The sequence below is a fragment of the Chryseobacterium sp. KBW03 genome, from assembly GCF_003852415.1.
Taxonomy (GTDB): Bacteria; Bacteroidota; Bacteroidia; order Flavobacteriales; family Weeksellaceae; genus Chryseobacterium; species Chryseobacterium viscerum.
In genome coordinates this window covers 168,834-188,099 of record NZ_QAJO01000011.1, presented here as the reverse complement: position 1 = coordinate 188,099, position 19,266 = coordinate 168,834, and the positions used below count along the sequence as shown (strand labels likewise).

At 38.1% G+C, this 19,266-nt stretch carries 12 protein-coding genes and 1 riboswitch; of the genes, 10 read left to right on the top strand and 2 right to left on the bottom strand.

Annotated features, from left to right (window positions below; genetic code table 11):
* The first annotated feature begins 18 nt into the window (after positions 1-18).
* The gene (locus tag DBR39_RS19605; protein ID WP_124535907.1) at positions 19-1,062 is read left to right on the top strand and encodes a porin family protein; all 1,044 of its coding nucleotides are present in this window, start codon (positions 19-21) and stop codon (positions 1,060-1,062) included.
* Positions 1,063-1,135: 73 nt separating this feature from the next.
* Here DBR39_RS19605 and fumC read toward each other — a convergent pair whose 3' ends face one another.
* Positions 1,136-2,530 (bottom strand): class II fumarate hydratase, encoded by a 1,395-nt coding sequence (gene fumC, locus DBR39_RS19600; RefSeq protein WP_103231437.1) that lies wholly within the window; start codon positions 2,528-2,530, stop codon positions 1,136-1,138.
* A gap of 227 nt (positions 2,531-2,757) precedes the next feature.
* On the opposite strand from fumC, the gene DBR39_RS19595 reads away from it, so the two are divergent.
* Together DBR39_RS19595 and DBR39_RS19590 are read left to right on the top strand one after the other, a co-directional pair.
* Positions 2,758-4,365: a fumarate hydratase gene (locus DBR39_RS19595; protein ID WP_124535905.1), complete on the top strand. Its 1,608-nt coding sequence runs from the start codon at positions 2,758-2,760 to the stop codon at positions 4,363-4,365.
* 93 nt (positions 4,366-4,458) lie between these two features.
* Positions 4,459-4,743, top strand: coding sequence for a hypothetical protein (locus tag DBR39_RS19590; protein ID WP_171006268.1), 285 nt, complete (start codon positions 4,459-4,461; stop codon positions 4,741-4,743).
* A 92-nt stretch (positions 4,744-4,835) separates the two neighbouring features.
* Here the strand turns inward: DBR39_RS19590 and DBR39_RS19585 are convergent, their stop codons facing one another.
* Positions 4,836-5,708: a helix-turn-helix domain-containing protein gene (locus DBR39_RS19585; protein ID WP_185147229.1), complete on the bottom strand. Its 873-nt coding sequence runs from the start codon at positions 5,706-5,708 to the stop codon at positions 4,836-4,838.
* Positions 5,709-5,863: 155 nt separating this feature from the next.
* On the opposite strand from DBR39_RS19585, the gene DBR39_RS19580 reads away from it, so the two are divergent.
* The 7 genes from DBR39_RS19580 (at position 5,864) to DBR39_RS19550 (ending at position 19,163) form a co-directional block, all read left to right on the top strand.
* Complete coding sequence (locus DBR39_RS19580) at positions 5,864-7,942, top strand: T9SS type A sorting domain-containing protein (protein WP_124535902.1); 2,079 nt, start codon at positions 5,864-5,866, stop codon at positions 7,940-7,942.
* A 181-nt stretch (positions 7,943-8,123) separates the two neighbouring features.
* On the top strand, positions 8,124-10,961 hold the full coding sequence (locus DBR39_RS19575; RefSeq protein WP_124535900.1) for an alpha-amylase family glycosyl hydrolase: 2,838 nt from the start codon (positions 8,124-8,126) through the stop codon (positions 10,959-10,961).
* 75 nt (positions 10,962-11,036) lie between these two features.
* Positions 11,037-11,143, top strand: a riboswitch (SAM riboswitch).
* 94 nt (positions 11,144-11,237) lie between these two features.
* On the top strand, positions 11,238-13,661 hold the full coding sequence (locus DBR39_RS19570) for a TonB-dependent receptor plug domain-containing protein (protein WP_124535898.1): 2,424 nt from the start codon (positions 11,238-11,240) through the stop codon (positions 13,659-13,661).
* 7 nt (positions 13,662-13,668) lie between these two features.
* Entirely contained in the window at positions 13,669-14,967 is a 1,299-nt protein-coding gene (locus DBR39_RS19565; RefSeq protein ID WP_124535896.1) for an APC family permease, read from the top strand.
* A 158-nt stretch (positions 14,968-15,125) separates the two neighbouring features.
* Positions 15,126-16,211 (top strand): peptide chain release factor 1, encoded by a 1,086-nt coding sequence (prfA, locus tag DBR39_RS19560; RefSeq protein ID WP_124535894.1) that lies wholly within the window; start codon positions 15,126-15,128, stop codon positions 16,209-16,211.
* Between the two features lie 77 nt (positions 16,212-16,288).
* Positions 16,289-16,966, top strand: a complete 678-nt coding sequence (locus tag DBR39_RS19555) for a hypothetical protein (protein WP_124535892.1) — start codon at positions 16,289-16,291, stop codon at positions 16,964-16,966.
* A gap of 94 nt (positions 16,967-17,060) precedes the next feature.
* Positions 17,061-19,163 (top strand): prolyl oligopeptidase family serine peptidase, encoded by a 2,103-nt coding sequence (locus tag DBR39_RS19550; protein WP_124535890.1) that lies wholly within the window; start codon positions 17,061-17,063, stop codon positions 19,161-19,163.
* Positions 19,164-19,266 lie beyond the last annotated feature (103 nt).

The window sequence follows — 19,266 nt, the reverse complement described above, 5'->3', positions numbered from 1 at the left end:
AAATTAAAAATTAATAATATGATCAAGAAATTAATCGTAATGGGATTGGTATGCTTTTCTGCAGCATCATTCCATGCACAGAAGAAGGCGCTGAATATTAACCTGTCTTCTAAAAAAGACACCGAAGTAAGCCCGATTGTAAAAGAGAAAGTGGAAGAATATGCCACAAAGATCAATACCATTATTCAGGAAGAAAAGAAACTGATGGAAGGTGAACTTGCCGTTTTACAGGCCAGAAATCTTGATAAAGCAGATTTTGACAGAGAGAAGGCCCAGATTGCAGACCGTTACTCAGAGAAAATGGATAAGAGAATTGAAGAACTGGGATTTGATCTGGATGATGTTATTCAGAAGCAGGTAAGATATTCACTTTTGAATACCGATGTTACCTCGAAAGAAGATCTTAAAGAAAAGCTGTTAAAAAAATTCCGTCCCAGCAGAAGCTTTACAGGCTATTTCTCTTACGGAATCATGACACTAACAAATAGTTCTCCCGATAATGACCTCGATAAAAATATCGGATATGCCAATAACCTGGAATTTGGTCTGAAACTGAATTATCAGCTAAGCAGAACGAGTCCGTGGGCCGTTATTTCAGGGTTAGGGTTTTCGTGGAGAACCCTGAGAACAGACAATAATATGTACTTTACAAAAAGTGCTGACCAGGGAGTTGCTTTGACACAGGCTAATGAAAATCTTGATAAAAGTAAACTGAGAACAGGTTATATTATCGTTCCTCTCGGTATGCAGTATAATTTCTCCAAGCTTAAAAATGCAGGAATGGATATCCAGTACAGAAGCTATTATACAGGATTTAAAGTAGCGGCCAATGTATATGGAGGAGTAAAAATGTCGACCAACAATATTGTAAAAGGAAATGACGGCGAAACCAGAGACCGCGGAAATTATCAGGTAAACCCTTTTGTGTATGGAGCACAGTTTACTGTATCTTATAACAGCTTTAGCTTATTTGTTAAAAAAGACTTTAGCAACTTCTTTAAAGACAGCCATTTTAAGGATGATAAAGCTCTGATATTCGGCTTAGCTATTGGATTAGATTAAATAAACATTGAATGTAAATTAAAAACTCCGGAGTCATTTCCGGAGTTTTTACATTGTATCAGTTATAGAATCATTATTTTAAACTTCCTACCATATCTTCTGGTTTTACCCATTCGTCAAACTGCTCAGCAGTTAACAGACCAAGATTGATGGCTTCTTCTTTTAGAGTCGTTCCGTTTTTGTGAGCGGTTTTGGCAATTTTAGCGGCATTTTCATATCCAATGTGAGTATTTAAAGCCGTAACAAGCATTAACGATTTATCTACAAGCTCTTTAATTCTCTCATGATTTGGTTCAATACCCACAGCACAGTGATCATTGAAAGAAATACATGCATCAGCGATCAATTGGGCAGACTGTAAGAAATTATAAGCCATTACAGGTTTGAAAACATTCAGTTCATAGTTCCCCTGAGTTCCTGCAAATGAAATGGTTGTATCATTTCCTAAAACCTGAGCACAAACCATTGTTAAAGCTTCATTTTGAGTAGGATTTACTTTTCCGGGCATAATTGATGACCCCGGTTCATTTTCAGGAATGTGAATTTCCCCGATCCCGGAACGTGGCCCTGATGCTAAGAGTCTCACATCCTGAGCAATTTTATATAAAGAAACGGCAAGCTGCTTCAATGCACCGTGACTTTCCACAATAGCATCATGAGCTGCCAGCGCTTCAAATTTATTTTCAGCGGTAATGAAAGGATGTTTGGTAAATTGAGCAATATATTCGGCAACCTTTACATCATAGCCGTTAGGCGTATTCAATCCTGTTCCTACGGCTGTTCCGCCTAATGCAAGTTCAGAAAGGTGAGGCAGTGTGTTTCTTAAAGCTCTTAGTCCATATTCTAGCTGAGCTACATACCCTGAAAATTCCTGTCCAAGTGTAAGTGGAGTAGCATCCATCAGGTGGGTTCTTCCAATTTTTACAACATCTTTGAATGCTTTTGATTTCTCAGCGAGTGTGTTTTTTAATTTCTCTACTGCCGGAATGGTTACCTCCACTACTTTTTTATAAGCAGCAATGTGCATAGCAGTAGGGTAAGTATCATTGGAAGACTGGGATTTGTTGACGTCGTCATTCGGGTGAACCTCAGATTTGTCGCCCAATGTTCCGCCATTATTGACGTGAGCTCTGTTTGAAATGACTTCATTGACATTCATGTTCGATTGTGTCCCGGAACCTGTCTGCCAGATCACCAAAGGAAACTGGTCGTTTAGTTTTCCTTCCAGAATTTCGTCACACACGTTGGCGATCATATCTCTTTTTTCGGCAGGAAGTACTCCCAGCTCAGTATTGGTAAAAGCGGCGGCCTTTTTCAGATAGGCAAAAGCTTCAATGATCTCATGCGGCATTGAACCTTCAGGTCCGATTTTGAAATTATTTCTTGAACGTTCCGTCTGTGCACCCCAAAGTTTGTCTGCAGGAACCTGCACTTCTCCCATGGTGTCTTTTTCTATTCTGTAATTCATTATGGTTGAAATTTGTATGATCTGTTGATGATAAAATCCTAAAAACCTTTCATATTATTGAATTTTAATGCAAAAAATAATGTTAGGCTTTCATTTATTTAGCTCCTATAAAGGTACTTATAAACTCAGAAACCCACAATTTATAATCATTATAAATATCAATTTAAATGACTGATTTTACTCATATTTTTTTTAATGAGGCGTATTTTTGCACAAACAAAAATTGAATGGACTTTAGATATCAGGATCCGTATCCAATTCAGAAAGATGATACGGTGTATAAGAAGCTTACATCAGACTATGTAAAGGTTGAAAAACTAGGTGACAGAGAAATTTTAACAATTGATCCGAAAGGATTAGAGTTATTAGCTGAAGAAGCGATGGCAGATGTTTCTTTCATGCTTCGTTCTTCACACCTGGAAAGCCTTAAAAGAATCATTGATGATCCTGAAGCTACAGATAACGACAGATTCGTTGCTTATAACCTTTTACAAAATGCTGCAGTAGCTGTTGAAGGAGCTCTTCCTTCATGCCAGGATACAGGAACAGCCATTGTAATGGGGAAAAAAGGGGAAAATGTATATACAGGAGTAGATGATGGAGAATACCTAAGCAAAGGAATCTTCAATACCTATCAAAAAAGAAACTTAAGATATTCTCAGGTAGTTCCTTTAACGATGTTTGATGAGAAGAATTCAGGATCTAACCTTCCTGCACAGATTGATATCTATGCCAAAAAAGGAGATTATTATGAATTTTTATTCTTAACAAAAGGAGGAGGTTCAGCTAATAAAACATTCTTATACCAAAAGACAAAATCTTTACTGAACGAAAAGTCTCTTGAAGAATTTGTTAAAGAAAGAATCTCAGATCTTGGGACAGCTGCCTGTCCGCCATACCACTTGGCATTGGTAATCGGAGGAACTTCCGCAGAAGCCAATCTTGCTGCAGTAAAAAAAGCATCCGCTAAATATTATGACCATCTTCCAACAGAAGGAAATGAGGCTGGACAAGCGTTCAGAGATCTTGAATGGGAAGCTAAAGTTCAGAAAATCTGCCAGGAAAGTGCAATCGGAGCTCAGTTTGGAGGAAAATATCTTACTCACGACGTAAGAGTAATCAGACTTCCGAGACATGCTGCATCCTGTCCGGTAGGAATGGGAGTTTCTTGCTCTGCAGACAGAAATATCAAAGGAAAAATCACAAAAGAAGGGATTTTCCTTGAGCAGCTTGAGCAGGATCCGAAAAGATTCTTGCCAGATACCCCTCCACACTTAGAAGAAGCAGTTGAGATTAACCTGAATAAGCCGATGCCGGAAATTCTTGCCGAGCTTTCAAAATATCCGATCAAAACAAGATTGAAACTGAACGGGACATTGATCGTAGCAAGAGATATCGCTCATGCAAAAATCAAAGAAATTATCGATAGCGGGAAACCAATGCCTGAATATTTCAAAAATCACCCGATCTATTATGCAGGACCTGCAAAAACTCCGGAAGGAATGGCTTCAGGAAGTTTCGGACCTACAACTGCCGGAAGAATGGACGTTTATGTAGACGAATTCCAAAGCCACGGAGGAAGTATGATCATGCTTGCAAAAGGAAACAGAAGTAAAGATGTTACCAATGCTTGTGGTAAATACGGAGGTTTCTACCTTGGATCTATCGGTGGTCCTGCAGCGATTCTTGCAAAAGACAATATTGTGTCTGTAGACGTAGTGGACTTCCCGGAATTAGGAATGGAAGCGGTAAGAAAAATCGAAGTAAAAGACTTCCCTGCATTCATCATTACCGATGATAAAGGCAACGATTTCTTCGCAAATCTTGCGCACTAATTAGTTTAAAATTAAAATAAATAAGAAAATAGAACATGTATCTTTTGTGTAAAAGGGAAAAAAGTTCTATTTTTGCCTAAAATCTTTAAGAGAATGATAACGATATTATCAGCATTTTGGCCGTTCTACCAGTTCCTTTGGACTATATTCTTCATTACTATGTTCTTAGTAGGATTCTGGTGTATTTTTATGTTCTTCGGATTAGTAATCCCAATGTGGCTAACTGAAGGTTTGAAAGAGTATTTCGGAAAAGTAAAGCCTTTCGATCCTGAAGATATCAGAAGAAAGCTTATTACTGAGCAGGAAGGTGTAGAAGTTATCTATAACGAGCCTAAAGGAAACGGACCTTTCCTTCACGATCACGGACATCATCATTAATTGATTGTCATTGCTTTTTCACCTGAATTCTGAAAAAGCAATATCAAAGCAAAACAACATATATAAACCGCTTAAGCAATTGAGCGGTTTTTCTATTTATTATTCCGCAGGCTTTCCGGTGATACCCCAAATTTCTTTTTAAAAGCCCGTGTAAAGTTCTGCAGATATTCATAACCGCATTCAATGGCGATCTCTTTGATCATAATATTTTTATCGGGAATCAACTTTTTGGCTTTCAGCATTCTGAGTTCTGATATATAATGAGCAATCGTTGTATGGTACTGAGCCTTGAATTCTTTTCTGATGATATTCTGATTCATCCCGATATATTTCCCTATTTCTTCCGCTTTTATATTTCTGTGGTAATTTTCATCGATGAATTTTCTGATTATTTCAGGGGTCTTTGGATTTGATTCCAGGACATTCTTTTCATTGAACTGTTCGAAAATAAGAATAAGAAGCTTGATGATCTTAGCCTCTATAAATAATTTCTGCATGATTCCTTTCTTGGTATAGCCCAGAATCTCTTTGATGATCATGTGCATTTCGACCGTCATGTCAGGCGGTGTTTCTTTATGAAGGAAGATAAAATTATTATGAGTCATGTTTTCCAGAACTTCTGCGTTCTCGAGATTAAGCTCCGGATTGATGAGGTTAAAAATATATTGATAGTTGATGTGAATCTGAAGATATTTTAAAACCTCCTGATTTTCTGTCCATAGTTCAGCTACACTTTCGTTAGGCGAATAATGAAGAATATATTGATTTTTCCTGAATAAGAATTTCGTTCCACAGTCGTGAGCTTCCAGATTGATACCATCACTTAGCAAGAAAATAAGATTAAAGCTTGACTTCCCTTCCAGCATATGAGACTTGAAGGTTTGGTCAGGACACAGGTCTTCCTGCATGATGATTTTGATGTCTTCGGATCTGAACAAAAGTCCACTTTTAGAATGATTCCTCATACAACACATTTTTACAGCCATGGTACAACTAACTTAAGGTAAAAGTACCGCGTAGGATAACCAAAAGTTGGGAAATGATAACTCGGGGTTAATTATGTGAGGTACTTTTGCGCAAAATTAAATTAAATTTAGAATAATTAAAAATAATATTTCATATGTTTAAAGATTTACATTTTGCAATAAAGAAAATCAGCACGGGATTAGCATTGCTAGCCGCTGCTGGAAGCGGTTTGTATGCTCAGCAATGGGAAAATGTAGGAGGAGTTCAGGATGTATCAGCTGGGGGAAGCAGTTTTAATAACTTGGTTATTGATAACTCAGGAAATTATTATCTTTCCTATTATGATGTTTCAGTAACTAAAGGCTCTGTACAGAAATTCAATGGAAGTACATGGTCCTATTTAGGAGGAAGTCCTGGAGTTACCACCGGAACGGCAACTTACAATTCATTGTCTATAAGTCCTAACGGAAATAGTATCTATTATACCAACCAGATTGGTTATCCGGGATCCGGAATGGAAGTACGTCTGTTTACAGGATCTTTATGGTCTCAGCTTCCTAACGCTACAGACAGCTCTGTTAATTATCAGGCTTCCGCAGTATCTTCTGATAATATTATATTCACTTATGGATCATATGGTTCAGGAACTGTAAAAAGATATTTTGGCGGTACATGGGAGCAGGTAGGTAATGCAGGTTTCTCTGGAGGTGCTGAATTTGCTGAAATGGTTATCGGAACCAATAATAAAGTCTATACATGCAATGTTTCAGGAGGTTTAAAAGTATATCAAAACAGTACGGATGCAAGTTCATCACAAGACTGGAACTTAGTAGGCGGGGCTGCTGTAGATGCTTCTTCATCAGGAGAACAGTATAATGCTGATATCGCTTTAGATGGAGCTAACAGAATCTATGTTGCGTATGTTTCAAACTCAGGAGGAGGAAGAAAGGTCAATGTTAAAAAGTTTGACGGAAACTCTTGGGTGCAGGTCGGAAATGCCAATTTTTCAGGAGGAAGTGTACAGCATATTGCTCTAGCAGTGACAGAATCCGGGAAGCCTTATGTGGTGGCCAGCCGTTTTGAAAATGATAATTTCCTGAGAAATACAGTCTATAAATTAGATGATGCACAAAACTGGGTTCCTTTTGGAGGTGATTTTGTTTCTGATGGTGAAGCAAAATACAATGATCTTGCTATAGATAAAGCACACAATTACCTTGTTCTGGCATATTCTGACAATACTACAAAAGTTAAAAGAATCTCATTAACGCTAAATCCACAAACATGCAGCAATACAGATCCAGGATCAAATGTGGGAGATGTAGGCTGCGTGAGTTTTATGTATCGCGGTCAGCAGGTTGCCTATACCACGGTAAGAGGTGCAGACGGAAAAATTTGGCTTCAGCAGAATCTGGGAAGTACACAGGTTGCTTCATCAATGGCTGATGCGAATTCATTTGGAGATCTTTTCCAGTGGGGAAGATGGGATGACGGGCACCAGCTTAGAAATTCTCAGGTTGTACAGGCTCCATCACCGAATACTCCTGAAGGAACAAGTGCAACAGGAGGTGGATATATTGCCGGATCTACAGCATGGTGGGCAGCTTTTGCAAGTGGAGATACTTGGACAGGAGCTTCCATTGCAGATGTTAGTGCATCTGCCGGAGTAGATCCTTGTAAAGCAATAGGAACAGACTGGAAAATGCCTTCTCAGGCAGAGTGGGCTACTCTGGTGGGAGCAGAAAGTATTGCAAACCCTGCAACAGCCTATGGAAGCCATCTTAAACTGCCGGCAGGAGGATTCAGAAGCTCAAGCAATGGAGATTTTACTTATGTAGGCCAAAGAGGATACTTCTGGAGTTCTGACACTTCGAGTTCAGGAGGGAAATATCTTTATGTGGGAGCCACTATTGCTAATGCTTCAGCAGGTGCTATGAGAGGACAGGGGGCATCAGTAAGATGTATTAAGCCATCATCTTCTCTAGGGACTTCAGATGTTAAGCTGAATAAATCAGTAATAGGAATGTATCCTAACCCTACAAAAGGAATACTTATTATTAAGTCAGATTCCGGTATTGAAAACGTGAATGTTATCAACGCTGTAGGTCAAAAAATGAATGTACAGTTCACGGATAACCAGATCAACATGACCGAGCTGCCTTCAGGATTATACATCGTAGAATTAAAATTAAAGAACGGTCAATCCATTTCAAAAAAGATTATAAAAGACTAACCGGATTTCATCAAAGAATTTCGTTAGATAAAAAATAGTTCATTACAATTACTTTTATTGGGAGGCTCATGAAATTTTCATGAGCCTTTTTCTTATTTGTTTTTCCCATTAAAATGAAATATTACATCAAAATAGTGATGATGAATAAAAATTAATATTATATTCGATAAAAAATAAGATAATGAAAAATTTTTATTCCGTTGTTTTTCTGTTGATTACAATGGCCGTTTTCGGGCAGATCAACTATACAATGACGCCCAACCCATTCAACGAAACTGATGCTGTTACGCTGACAATTCCCGGGGACCAGATTGATGAAGCTGCCTGGGGTATTTCCAACAATACTGTTTATATCTGGTCGTGGTCTTTTGATACCAATTATCAGAACAGTCAGGACTGTCCTACCAATGGAAGCTGGAGCAATTCCAATGATCTGAATAAGCTGAATTATAATGCAGGCACAGATACCTATTCCCTGGCTTTTACTCCGACTTCTTTCTTCGGAAGAACAGGAATCGGAAGGTTTGGTTTTTTATTAAAAGATAAAACAGGGTCACATCAGACCTCACCGGATATATTTGTAAATGTGGGTACTTTAAGCTTAACCCTTACAAATCCGCTGGCGAACAGTCTTACCTCAGTCCCGGCAGGAAATTCAATCAATATTACAGCAACTACCAATGTCAATGCTACTTTCCAGTTAAAAGCCAATGGAGTTGTCGTGAATTCAGCCTCAGCTCCTTCGCAATCTTATTCTTTTACTTATACGGTTTCGGAAGATGCTAATATGGAGCTTACAGCAACACAGGGATCCAATTCCAAAAATGCTGCATTTATTCTGCAGATTCCGAGAAATGTAGTGTCTCAGGCGGTTCCCAGCTGGATCAGACAGGGAATTAATTATCATCCTACAGATCAGACCAAAGTAGGGCTTGCATTGTATGCTCCCGGTAAAAACTTTGTGCATGTGATCGGCAGTTTTAACAACTGGGCTGTGAATGATGCTTATTTAATGAAAAAAGATACCACAAATCCTGATTTGTACTGGATTGAACTTAGCGGACTTACCCCTCAGCAATTATATTCTTTTCAATACAGAACCAATGATTTAAGAAAAGTAGCAGACCCTTATTCACCACAGATATTATCTTCTTACGACGACCCATGGATTTCGGCTTCTACCTATCCAAATCTACCTGTATTCCCTGCAGGACAGGGCTTTGAAGTTTCAACATTTAAAACAGGACAAACCGCTTATAACTGGCAGGTAACCAATTTTCAAAGACCTGCGAAAGAAGATCTGATCGTATATGAATTATTACTAAGAGACTTTACTCAGGAAAAAAACTGGCAGTCACTGATCAACAAGATTTCTTATTTGAAGAATTTAAAGATCAATGCTATAGAACTGCTTCCCATCATGGAATTTGATGGAAATCTTTCCTGGGGTTACAATACTTCCTTCCATTATGCATTGGATAAAGCGTATGGAACCCCTGAAAAATTCAAAGAATTTGTAGATCTGTGCCACCAAAACGGGATTGCAGTGATTTTAGATGTCGCTTTTAATCATGCAACAGGACGCTCACCTTTGGTAAGACTTTGGAATATAGATCCTGATGGAGATGGCTACGGGAATGTTGCTCCGGATAACCCTTATTTCAATCAGGTTCCCAAACACTCTTATAATGTGTTTAACGATTTTAACCATACAAGTTCTTCAACTCAATATTACGTTGAAAGATGCCTTCAGCAATGGCTCACAGAATACCACATCGATGGATTCCGTTGGGATTTGACGAAAGGATTCACCCAAAACTGTTCTGAAAATGATGAAGCCTGTACCAATGCTTATCAGCAAGACAGAGTTGACATTATGAAACATTATGCAGACAGACAGTGGGCTATTGATCCCAATTCTTATATGATCTTCGAACACCTGGGAACAGATCCAGAAGAACAGCAGTGGGCCAACTACAGAATAGCAGAAGGAAAAGGTGTTATGCTTTGGAATAAACAAACCGATCCTTACAATCAAAATACCATGGGATATAAGGAAAACAGCAATTATGACCGTATGAATCACAGTCTTCATGGCTTTACCAATATGAGTGCTGTGGGATATGGAGAAAGTCATGATGAGGAAAGACTTATGTTTAAAAACCTTGAATATGGTGCCGTCAATGGAGGATATAGTGTTAAAAATCTGAATACGGCTCTTGAAAGAATGAAAACCTTCGGAGCTACATTCTTCACTATTCCCGGCCCGAAAATGATCTGGCAGTTTGGAGAATTAGGATACGAATTCAGTATCAACAGATGTGCGGATGGTACAATCAACAGCGGATGCAGAACAGATGAGAAACCCGTTGCATTTACGCTGGGATATGATACCAATGCAAACAGAAAAGCAGTGTACGACACATGGGCTAAAATAATCAATATCAGAAACACCCATCAGATTTTCAAATCTAAAACGTACAGTATAGAATCCAATAATCTTACGAATGATCCTGATGGCCTGATCACCAGGATTTATCTCTATGATACCACCATTACTACCGGAATAAAGAATGTGGTGGTATTGGCTAATTATACTACTTCTGCACAAAATGTTGTTCCTTACTTTCCTTACACAGGTCAATGGCAGAATCTGATGGATGACAGTGTTTCCAATATAGCTTCAACAACTGCTCCGATAACTTTACAGCCTGGAGAATTCAGGATTTTCGGAAATTACGCAGGCGCTTTATCCACAACGGATACTCATGCAGCTAATAAATTATCCCTTCAGATTGTTAATAATCCAATACAAAATGGGATCGCAAAATTAATTTTTAACAAAGCAAAAAACGGTGAGATTTTATTTTTTGACATGACCGGTAAAAAGCTGGACTCATTCAAAATTGATAAAGAAAACGGGACTTTTGAAACCAAAATCAATTATCCGCCAGGAACTTATCTGGTTCAATTGAAATCAGAAACAGGAATCGCAATTCAAAAGATGATTGTTAAGTAGAACAAAAAGGCAGATTGGCAGAATAGCTGATTTGCCTTTTTTGTATATTGAAAAAAATAGTCTACTTTTGCGGTAGATTTATCAAGAAAGGTGGAGGGATTTGGCCCAAAGAAACCTTAGCAACCTGCACAATTCAAAAAAGTGCAAAGGTGCTAATTCCAACCCGAAAGGGGAGATAAGTGAAGTCAATATTCTTATATGAATTCCATTTCTTGAAGTCTTGTTTATCTGCGAAAAGGTTCGCAGGAATGTTATTATTAATTGGCAAGAACAAAAATGAAAAAATTAAGTACAGCGGTATTTTTGCTGAGTGTAATTTTGGTAGCTGCTCAGGAGAATGAGGAGAAAGGAAAACAAATCGAAGACATTATCATTGTCGGAAACCGAAATGTCAAAAGAACAAAACTTGAGACACCGGTTCCTGTAGACGTTATCAATATTGACAAGATCCAGAGAAGCTCTCCACAAATGACTGCTCAGGATCTCCTAAACTATGTGATCCCATCATTCAACGCAGTGAGGCAGTCTGCTTCTGACGGTACAGAACATATTGATCCCGTATCCTTAAGAGGAATGGGACCAGATCAGATTTTGGTATTGTTAAACGGAAAAAGAAGGCATTCTACCTCTTTAGTTAATTATCAGAATACGGTAGGAAATGGTTCTGTAGGAACAGATCTTGGGACAATTCCCATCATTGCAATTGATAGAATTGAAGTCTTAAGAGACGGAGCTGCTGCACAATATGGCTCTGATGCCATCGCCGGAGTGATCAATGTTATTCTTAAAAAAAATCCCGGAGCATCAGCAAGTCTTACTTATGGAGTAACCGGAAGAAATGATGGCGACACTTATCAGGCCGGAGCCAATTACGGAACTTCATTAGGAAAGAAAGACGGCTATATTAATCTTTCACTACAATTAAGCCATAGGGGTAAAACGACAAGAACTCAAAATCATGATTTAGATATTTTCGGAGATAATTTTGCGTATGCATTTGCAAATGATCCCGAAGCGGCAAGAGCTGCAGATGATGCAAAAATTAAAGAACGAGGATTGACGCGTGACGACTTCAATTTCCAGATCGGAGATGCCCAGATTAGACAGGGACAGCTGTTTTTTAATGCAGAATATCCTTTTAATGATAATTTTAAACTCTATTCTTTCGGAGGTTTCAGTATCAAAGAAGGAAAAGGTTTTGGCTTCAGAAGACTACCGAGCGAAACATCTAATGTCGTTTCATCCATTTACCCAAACGGTTTTCAGGCAAGTCTTGGATCTCAGGTGTATGATGTGTCTTATGCTGTAGGTGCAAAATATAATGTCAATGACTGGCTATTCGACCTGAGTAATACGTTCGGAAGCAATACTTTCAATTATAATGTAAGCAATACCAATAATGCTTCTCTTGGGGCAAAATCGCCAACCCTTTTTTATGCAGGAGCCCATAGCTTCCTTCAAAATACCGTTAATCTTGATGTTTCTAAAAATATAAACCGTTTCAATATCGCATTCGGAGGAGAATTCAGATTTGAACAATACCAGATCAAGGCTGGCGATGAGGCTTCTTACACCCAATATGACATCAATGGAAATGTGGCTGCTGAAGGTTCTACAGTGCTTGGTGCAGGCGGATCACAGTCTTTCATCGGGTTTTCTCCCAATAATGCATTGACGAAAGACAGACATTCAACCGCAGTATACGCAGATGTTTCCTATGATTTAGATAAAAAACTGAATATTGATGCCGCTGCAAGATTTGAAAATTACTCAGATTTTGGAAATACATTGAATGGAAAACTCGCTGTACGATATGAATTTGTGAAAAACTATGCAGTAAGAGCAGCGGTCGGGACAGGATTCAGAGCGCCTTCACTTCAGCAGCAGTATTTTAATAATTCTTATGCCGATATTTCGACTTCCGGATCGGGAATTGTCACCAAAGGGATCTTCAGGAATGATAGCGATGCTGCCAGAATTCTGGGATTTGATAAACTCAAACAGGAAACTTCTATTAACGCAAGTGCAGGATTTACCCTTCACCCTCTGAATAAATTATCTATTTCCGTAGATGGATATTGGATTAAAGTGAAGGACAGAATTGTAATCACCAGCAATATTACTGATCCAAGGCTTGCCCAGTTTAAGGTAGAAAGCGGAAGATTCTTTGCCAATGCTGTTGATACAGAAACCAAAGGAGTAGATGTGGTTGTTTCTTATGACTGGATTCTCGGTAATGGAAAATTAAATGTTAATCTTGCAGGAAACTACACAGAAACTAAAATCACAGACTTCCATTTTCCGGAAAACTTAGGTACCCCTCAGAATGAATTCTTTGGGCCGGATCAGATCAATATCATTGAAACGTTATCACCCAAAACAAAAGCATCATTAGGATTAAATTATGGAGTTGGGAAGTTCAATTTTCTCGTAAGAAATACCTATTTTGGCAAAGTGATAAGAGATGGTTATCCTTTTGGCGGGGTTCAGGAATTCTCTCCAAAAGTAGTGACCGACATCAGCGTTGGGTATGATATCACAAAAAGTATCAACTTTACCGTTGGAGCCAATAATGTTTTTGATGTTTTCCCGGATCGCCAGATTTATGAAAATTCATACTATGGAGTATTCAAATATGCACCGGTTCAGATGGGAACGCTGGGGAATTATTTCTTCGGAAGGCTTAATTTTAATTTTTAATCATTAAATGAGTACTACCTCACATCAGATTGGCTGGAAAACAGCTGCCGCCATCGTCGTTTCCAATATGATAGGAACAGGGATTTTTACCACCCTGGGATTTCAGCTATCCGATATTACCAATACCTACAGTATTTTCCTGCTATGGGGTATCGGAGGGATTCTCGCTTTGTTCGGAGCTTTTTGCTATGCCGAGCTAGGTTCACATTTTAAAGGAAACGGAGGCGATTTTATCTATCTTAAAGAAACCTATCATCCGCTGTTCGGATACCTGATAAGCTGGGTTTCTCTGATTATTGGATTTTCTTCTCCTGTGGCCCTTGCAGCCCTTGCAATGTCAAAATACCTTTCTGTATTTGATTATTCTTTTGGAAATGGTTTTGCGATTGTAGCCATTTTCCTGGTTGCGATTGCGTTGTCATTTAGCCTGAAAACATCCAGTAGATTTCATAACTTTTTTACTTTCATCAAAATAACCTTCATTATTGTGCTGGTTATTCTGGGAGTTGGGCTTTCAGATTCACCACAGATTGGAAATAGTCTGAACTTCAGTGACAACTGGAAAAATGAGATCATGCTTCCGGCTTTTGCCACTTCTCTTGTTTTTGTCACCTATTCCTACACCGGTTGGAATTCGGCTTCTTATATCGCTGGGGAAATAAAAGATGTGCAGAGAAACCTTCCCAAATCACTCATTATAGGAACTGTTTTCGTAACAGTAAGCTATATTCTGGTGAACTATATTATGCTGAAGCATGCTCCTGTAAGTCAATTGGCAGGAAAAGAAGATGTAATGGGAGAAGCAGCTGTCAATATGCTGGGACCTACCTTTGGAAAAATTGTCAATATTTTTATCGCTTTACAACTGGTTGCCACAATTAGCGGATACTTATGGGTAGGATCGAGATTAACGCAGGCTTTTGCAAAACATACCTATATTTGGAAACCATTATCAGGAGGCAATGAAAAAGGAATTCCGGTAAGAGCTATTTTTGCGCATGCAGTGATTGCAGCCATTATTATTCTGACGGGAAGTTTTAAAGAGATCTTCGTGTACACGGCTTTTATTTTACAGCTTTTTGCAAGCCTGGCTATTTCTACCGTATTCTTTCTGAAGAAAAAAGACAGAAAAATTTTTAAGTCTAACGCTTTTCATATTTTTCCTGCTGTTTTTCTCCTGTTCAGTATTTATATTCTCTACTTTACATTTATTCATAATCCTAAAGAAAGCCTGATAGGACTGGGAATTATCGCAGTTGGAATTATTTTATATCTGGTGGACAGAAGGCTCTCCAAAGGATCTTAGAGGCGGTTTTAATCTCTTATAAAGTCTGATAAACAAATTTGTAATTGGGTGTTTTGCCATTTTACTCCCTTTATCCCTAATGCTCAAAAATTTATGCTGATTCGGAATTTTAATTTTGAATTAATAATTCTTATCTTTGCACCCACAAAATTTCTACAATGTCTAAATCATTAATTCCAAAATTAGAAGCTATAAAACAAAGATATAATGAGGTTGCAGACCTTATTATACAGCCTGATATCATTTCAGACCAAAAAAAATATTCTTCTTTGAACAAAGAATATAGTGATTTGGGAAAAATTGTAAGAGTTTACGATCAGTACAAGGGTGCCCTTGACAGCATTGAAGAGTCTGATGAAATCATTGCTGATGGATCAGACAGAGACTTAGTAGATCTTGCTAAAGAAGAAAAATTAGAAGCTCAGGCTAAAATTCCCGGATTGGAAGAAGAGCTGAAAGTATTGCTTATTCCTAAAGATCCTGCAGATGATAAAAACATCATCGTAGAATTACGTGCCGGAACAGGTGGTGATGAAGCGGCTATTTTCGTAGAAGATATCTACAGAATGTACAGCATGTATTTCAAAACAAAAGGATGGAGACATGAAGTAACGGATTCTAACGAAGCTGCTAAAGGATACAAAGAATTGATCATGAAAGTGGAAGGAGAAGGCGTTTACGGAATCATGAAATTTGAATCAGGAGTTCACCGTGTACAGCGTGTCCCTGAAACGGAATCTCAGGGAAGAGTTCATACATCTGCAATCACAATTGCTGTTCTTCCAGAAGCTGAAGAAGTAGATTTTGAATTGAATCCTGCCGATATTGAAATGCAGACTTCCCGTTCAGGAGGTGCCGGAGGTCAGAATGTAAACAAGGTTGAAACTAAAGTTCAGCTTACCCACAAACCTTCAGGGCTGGTAGTGGTATGTCAACAGGCTCGTTCTCAGTTGGCTAACCGTGAATTGGCAATGGAAATGCTAAGAACAAAATTATACGATATAGAATTACAGAAAGTGCAGGGAGATATCGCAGCACAACGTAAATCTATGGTATCTACAGGAGACCGTTCTGCAAAAATTAAAACGTACAATTACCCACAAGGTAGAGTTACTGACCACAGAATCAATAAGTCTATGTATAATCTTGATGCCTACATGAACGGAGATATTTCTGAAATGATTGATGCGGTAATCATGGCAGAAAATGCAGAGAAAATGAAGGGAGAAGAAGAAAATTACTAAGATTAGAACACATAAAAATAAAGCCTCTGATTCTTCAGGGGCTTTATCTTTTCAAATAACTAAACATAAAATATACTATGAAAACCTACAAAATTATTTTGCTGCTGATGCTTACTATGATGGGTCAGCAACTTTTCGCGCAGACTGAAGTAAAGAAACCTAAAGAAGCCTTTGAGCTGTTCTTTGGTACTTTCGTGAGCAATGATGAAGAAACGTTGAAAAAGCTTAATGATTATTTAAAGCCTACAGTAGAAGGCCAGGATGCTTATCAGGTGAACTTCAAAGAAACTTCACAAGAAGTGATGAACGGCAGTGTAGAGAATTTTTTGTCGGCTTTTCCTAAAGCTACAGGTTCAGCATGTAAAAAAGAAGCTGAAGACTATTTCAGAGCCATGTTTGATAATTTTAAAAAAGGAAAACTTACCATTAAAGATGTAAAAGTAGTTCCTAATGAATACGTTGAAGGACAAAAAATTGCAGAAATAACATATTCTGTAAGTTTCCTGGTTCCATCAAAACTGACCTCCGGGCCAAAGGGTGATCTGAAAAAAATAAAAGTGGAAGATCTGAAAAAATATCTGACTCAGGCCGTTCAGGATTTTAAAAATGCTGATAAAACAGTAACCACAGATCAGAACTTTAATCTATACGAGCTTAAAGAAGGTGATAAAATATACTATTGGAACGGAAGTCCGGATGAGATTGTTACCAACCTTACCGATTTCTATTTTGAAAGTTTCGGTGCCAGTGAATAGTTGAAAAATACTCTATTAAAACATACAAGTCTCAATTTATTGGGACTTTTTTTATTTCATATACTTTGCGTATTTTTGAGAAAAACCGATCAGTATGAATTTTAAACCTATATTGTTAACTGCTGGAGTATTATTTTCAGCATCTTTTTATTCTCAGAAAATGAATTATCCTAAAGCATTAAAAGGAAGCCAGACCGATACCTACTTCGGAAGTGCAGTTTCTGACCCTTTCAGAGACCTTGAAAATGATTCTGAAGCGACCAAAAAATGGGTGGATGAAGAAGTTGCTTACAGTCAGAACTATCTTTCAAAAATTCCTTTCAGAGATAAAATCAAAAGTCAGCTGAAGGACATCTGGAACTATGAGAAAATTTCAGCACCCTTCAAAGAAGGAGATTATACCTATTATTACAAAAATGATGGTTTGCAGGCACAGTCTGTTTTGTACAGAACAAACAACAAGACGAATGCCACAGAAGTATTTTTAGACCCTAATAAATTCTCAGAAAAAGGAACAACTTCACTTTCTAATCTGTCTTTCAATAAAAAAGGAAACCTTGCCGCTTATTCTATCTCTGAAGGAGGAAGCGACTGGAACAAGATTATCATCATCGATGCAGTTACTAAAAAGCAGATTGATGAGACTTTGCTGGATGTGAAATTCAGTGGAATTTCATGGCAGGGAGATGAAGGGTTCTATTATTCAAGCTACGATAAGCCAAAAGAAGGGACAGTACTTTCCGGGATGACAGATAAACATAAAGTCTATTTTCATAAACTGGGAACAAAACAGTCTGAAGATAAGTTGATCTTCGGAGGAGATAAAACACCACGAAGATATCTGGGAGCCGGAGTTTCTGAAGACCAGAGATACCTTATTATTTCTGCTGCTAATGCTACAAATGGTAATGAACTATATATAAAAGACCTTAAAAAAGGCGGAGACTTTGTACAGATTGTAAGCGGATTTGATGTCAATGCAAATATTGTAGACACAGAGGGAGATAATCTTTTCATTTTTACAGATAAAGATGCGCCAAATATGCGTCTTGTAAAAACGACGATCAGTAATCCTGCTCCTGCAACATGGAAGGACGTAATTCCACAGACTGAAAATGTATTGGGAATTTCTTCCGGTGGAGGATATTTCTTTGCCACCTATATGATTGATGCCATAGATCAGGTAAAACAGTTTGATAAAGCTGGAAAACTGGTTAGAGAAATTACACTTCCTGGTAAAGGAAATATTTCAGGATTCGGAGGAAAAGAGAAGGAAAAAGATGTTTACTTTTCTTTCAGTAACTATATTACACCGGGAACTACCTATAAATTTAATGTAGACTCAGGTAAATCTGAAGTATATCAAAAACCGAAAGTGAAGTTTAATCCGGATGAGTATGTTTCAGAACAGGTATTCTATACTTCAAAAGACGGCACAAAAGTTCCTATGATGATCAATTATAAGAAAGGAACTAAACTTGATGGTAAAAACCCTACTATTCTATACTCTTACGGAGGTTTTAACATTAGTCTGCAGCCATCATTCTCTGTAGTGAATGCTATCTGGATGGAAAATGGCGGTATCTATGCCGTTCCAAACATTCGTGGTGGAGGTGAATACGGAAAGAAATGGCACGATGCAGGAACAAAACAGCAGAAGAAGAATGTTTTTGAAGACTTTATTGCTGCCGGAGAATATCTTCAGAGCAAAGGCTATACTTCAAAAGAATACATGGCACTTTCAGGAAGATCCAACGGAGGATTGCTGGTAGGAGCAACCATGACAATGCGTCCGGACCTGGCAAGAGTAGCTTTCCCGGGAGTAGGAGTTCTGGATATGTTGAGATATAATAAGTTCACAGCCGGAGCAGGATGGTCTTATGACTACGGTACTGCAGAAGACAGTAAAGAAATGTTCGAATATCTGAAATCATATTCTCCTGTACACAACGTAAAAGCAGGAACTTGCTATCCATCAACAATGATCATCACCAGTGATCATGATGACAGAGTAGTTCCGGCACACTCATTCAAATTTGGAGCAGAACTTCAGGAAAAACAGACATGTAAAAACCCTATTCTTTTGAGAATTGAAAAGAATGCCGGTCATGGTGCCGGAAGAGCAACAGATCAGGTGATTAGCGAGAATGCAGATCTTATATCATTTGCTTTGTATGAGATGGGAATAAAGAAATAACTCTAAAAAAGTATATTATTTAAGAAAACAGCTGATTTTATTTAAAATTGGCTGTTTTTTTTATGTGGCTATGTTTATTATTCTTATTTTTATGGCGGATATT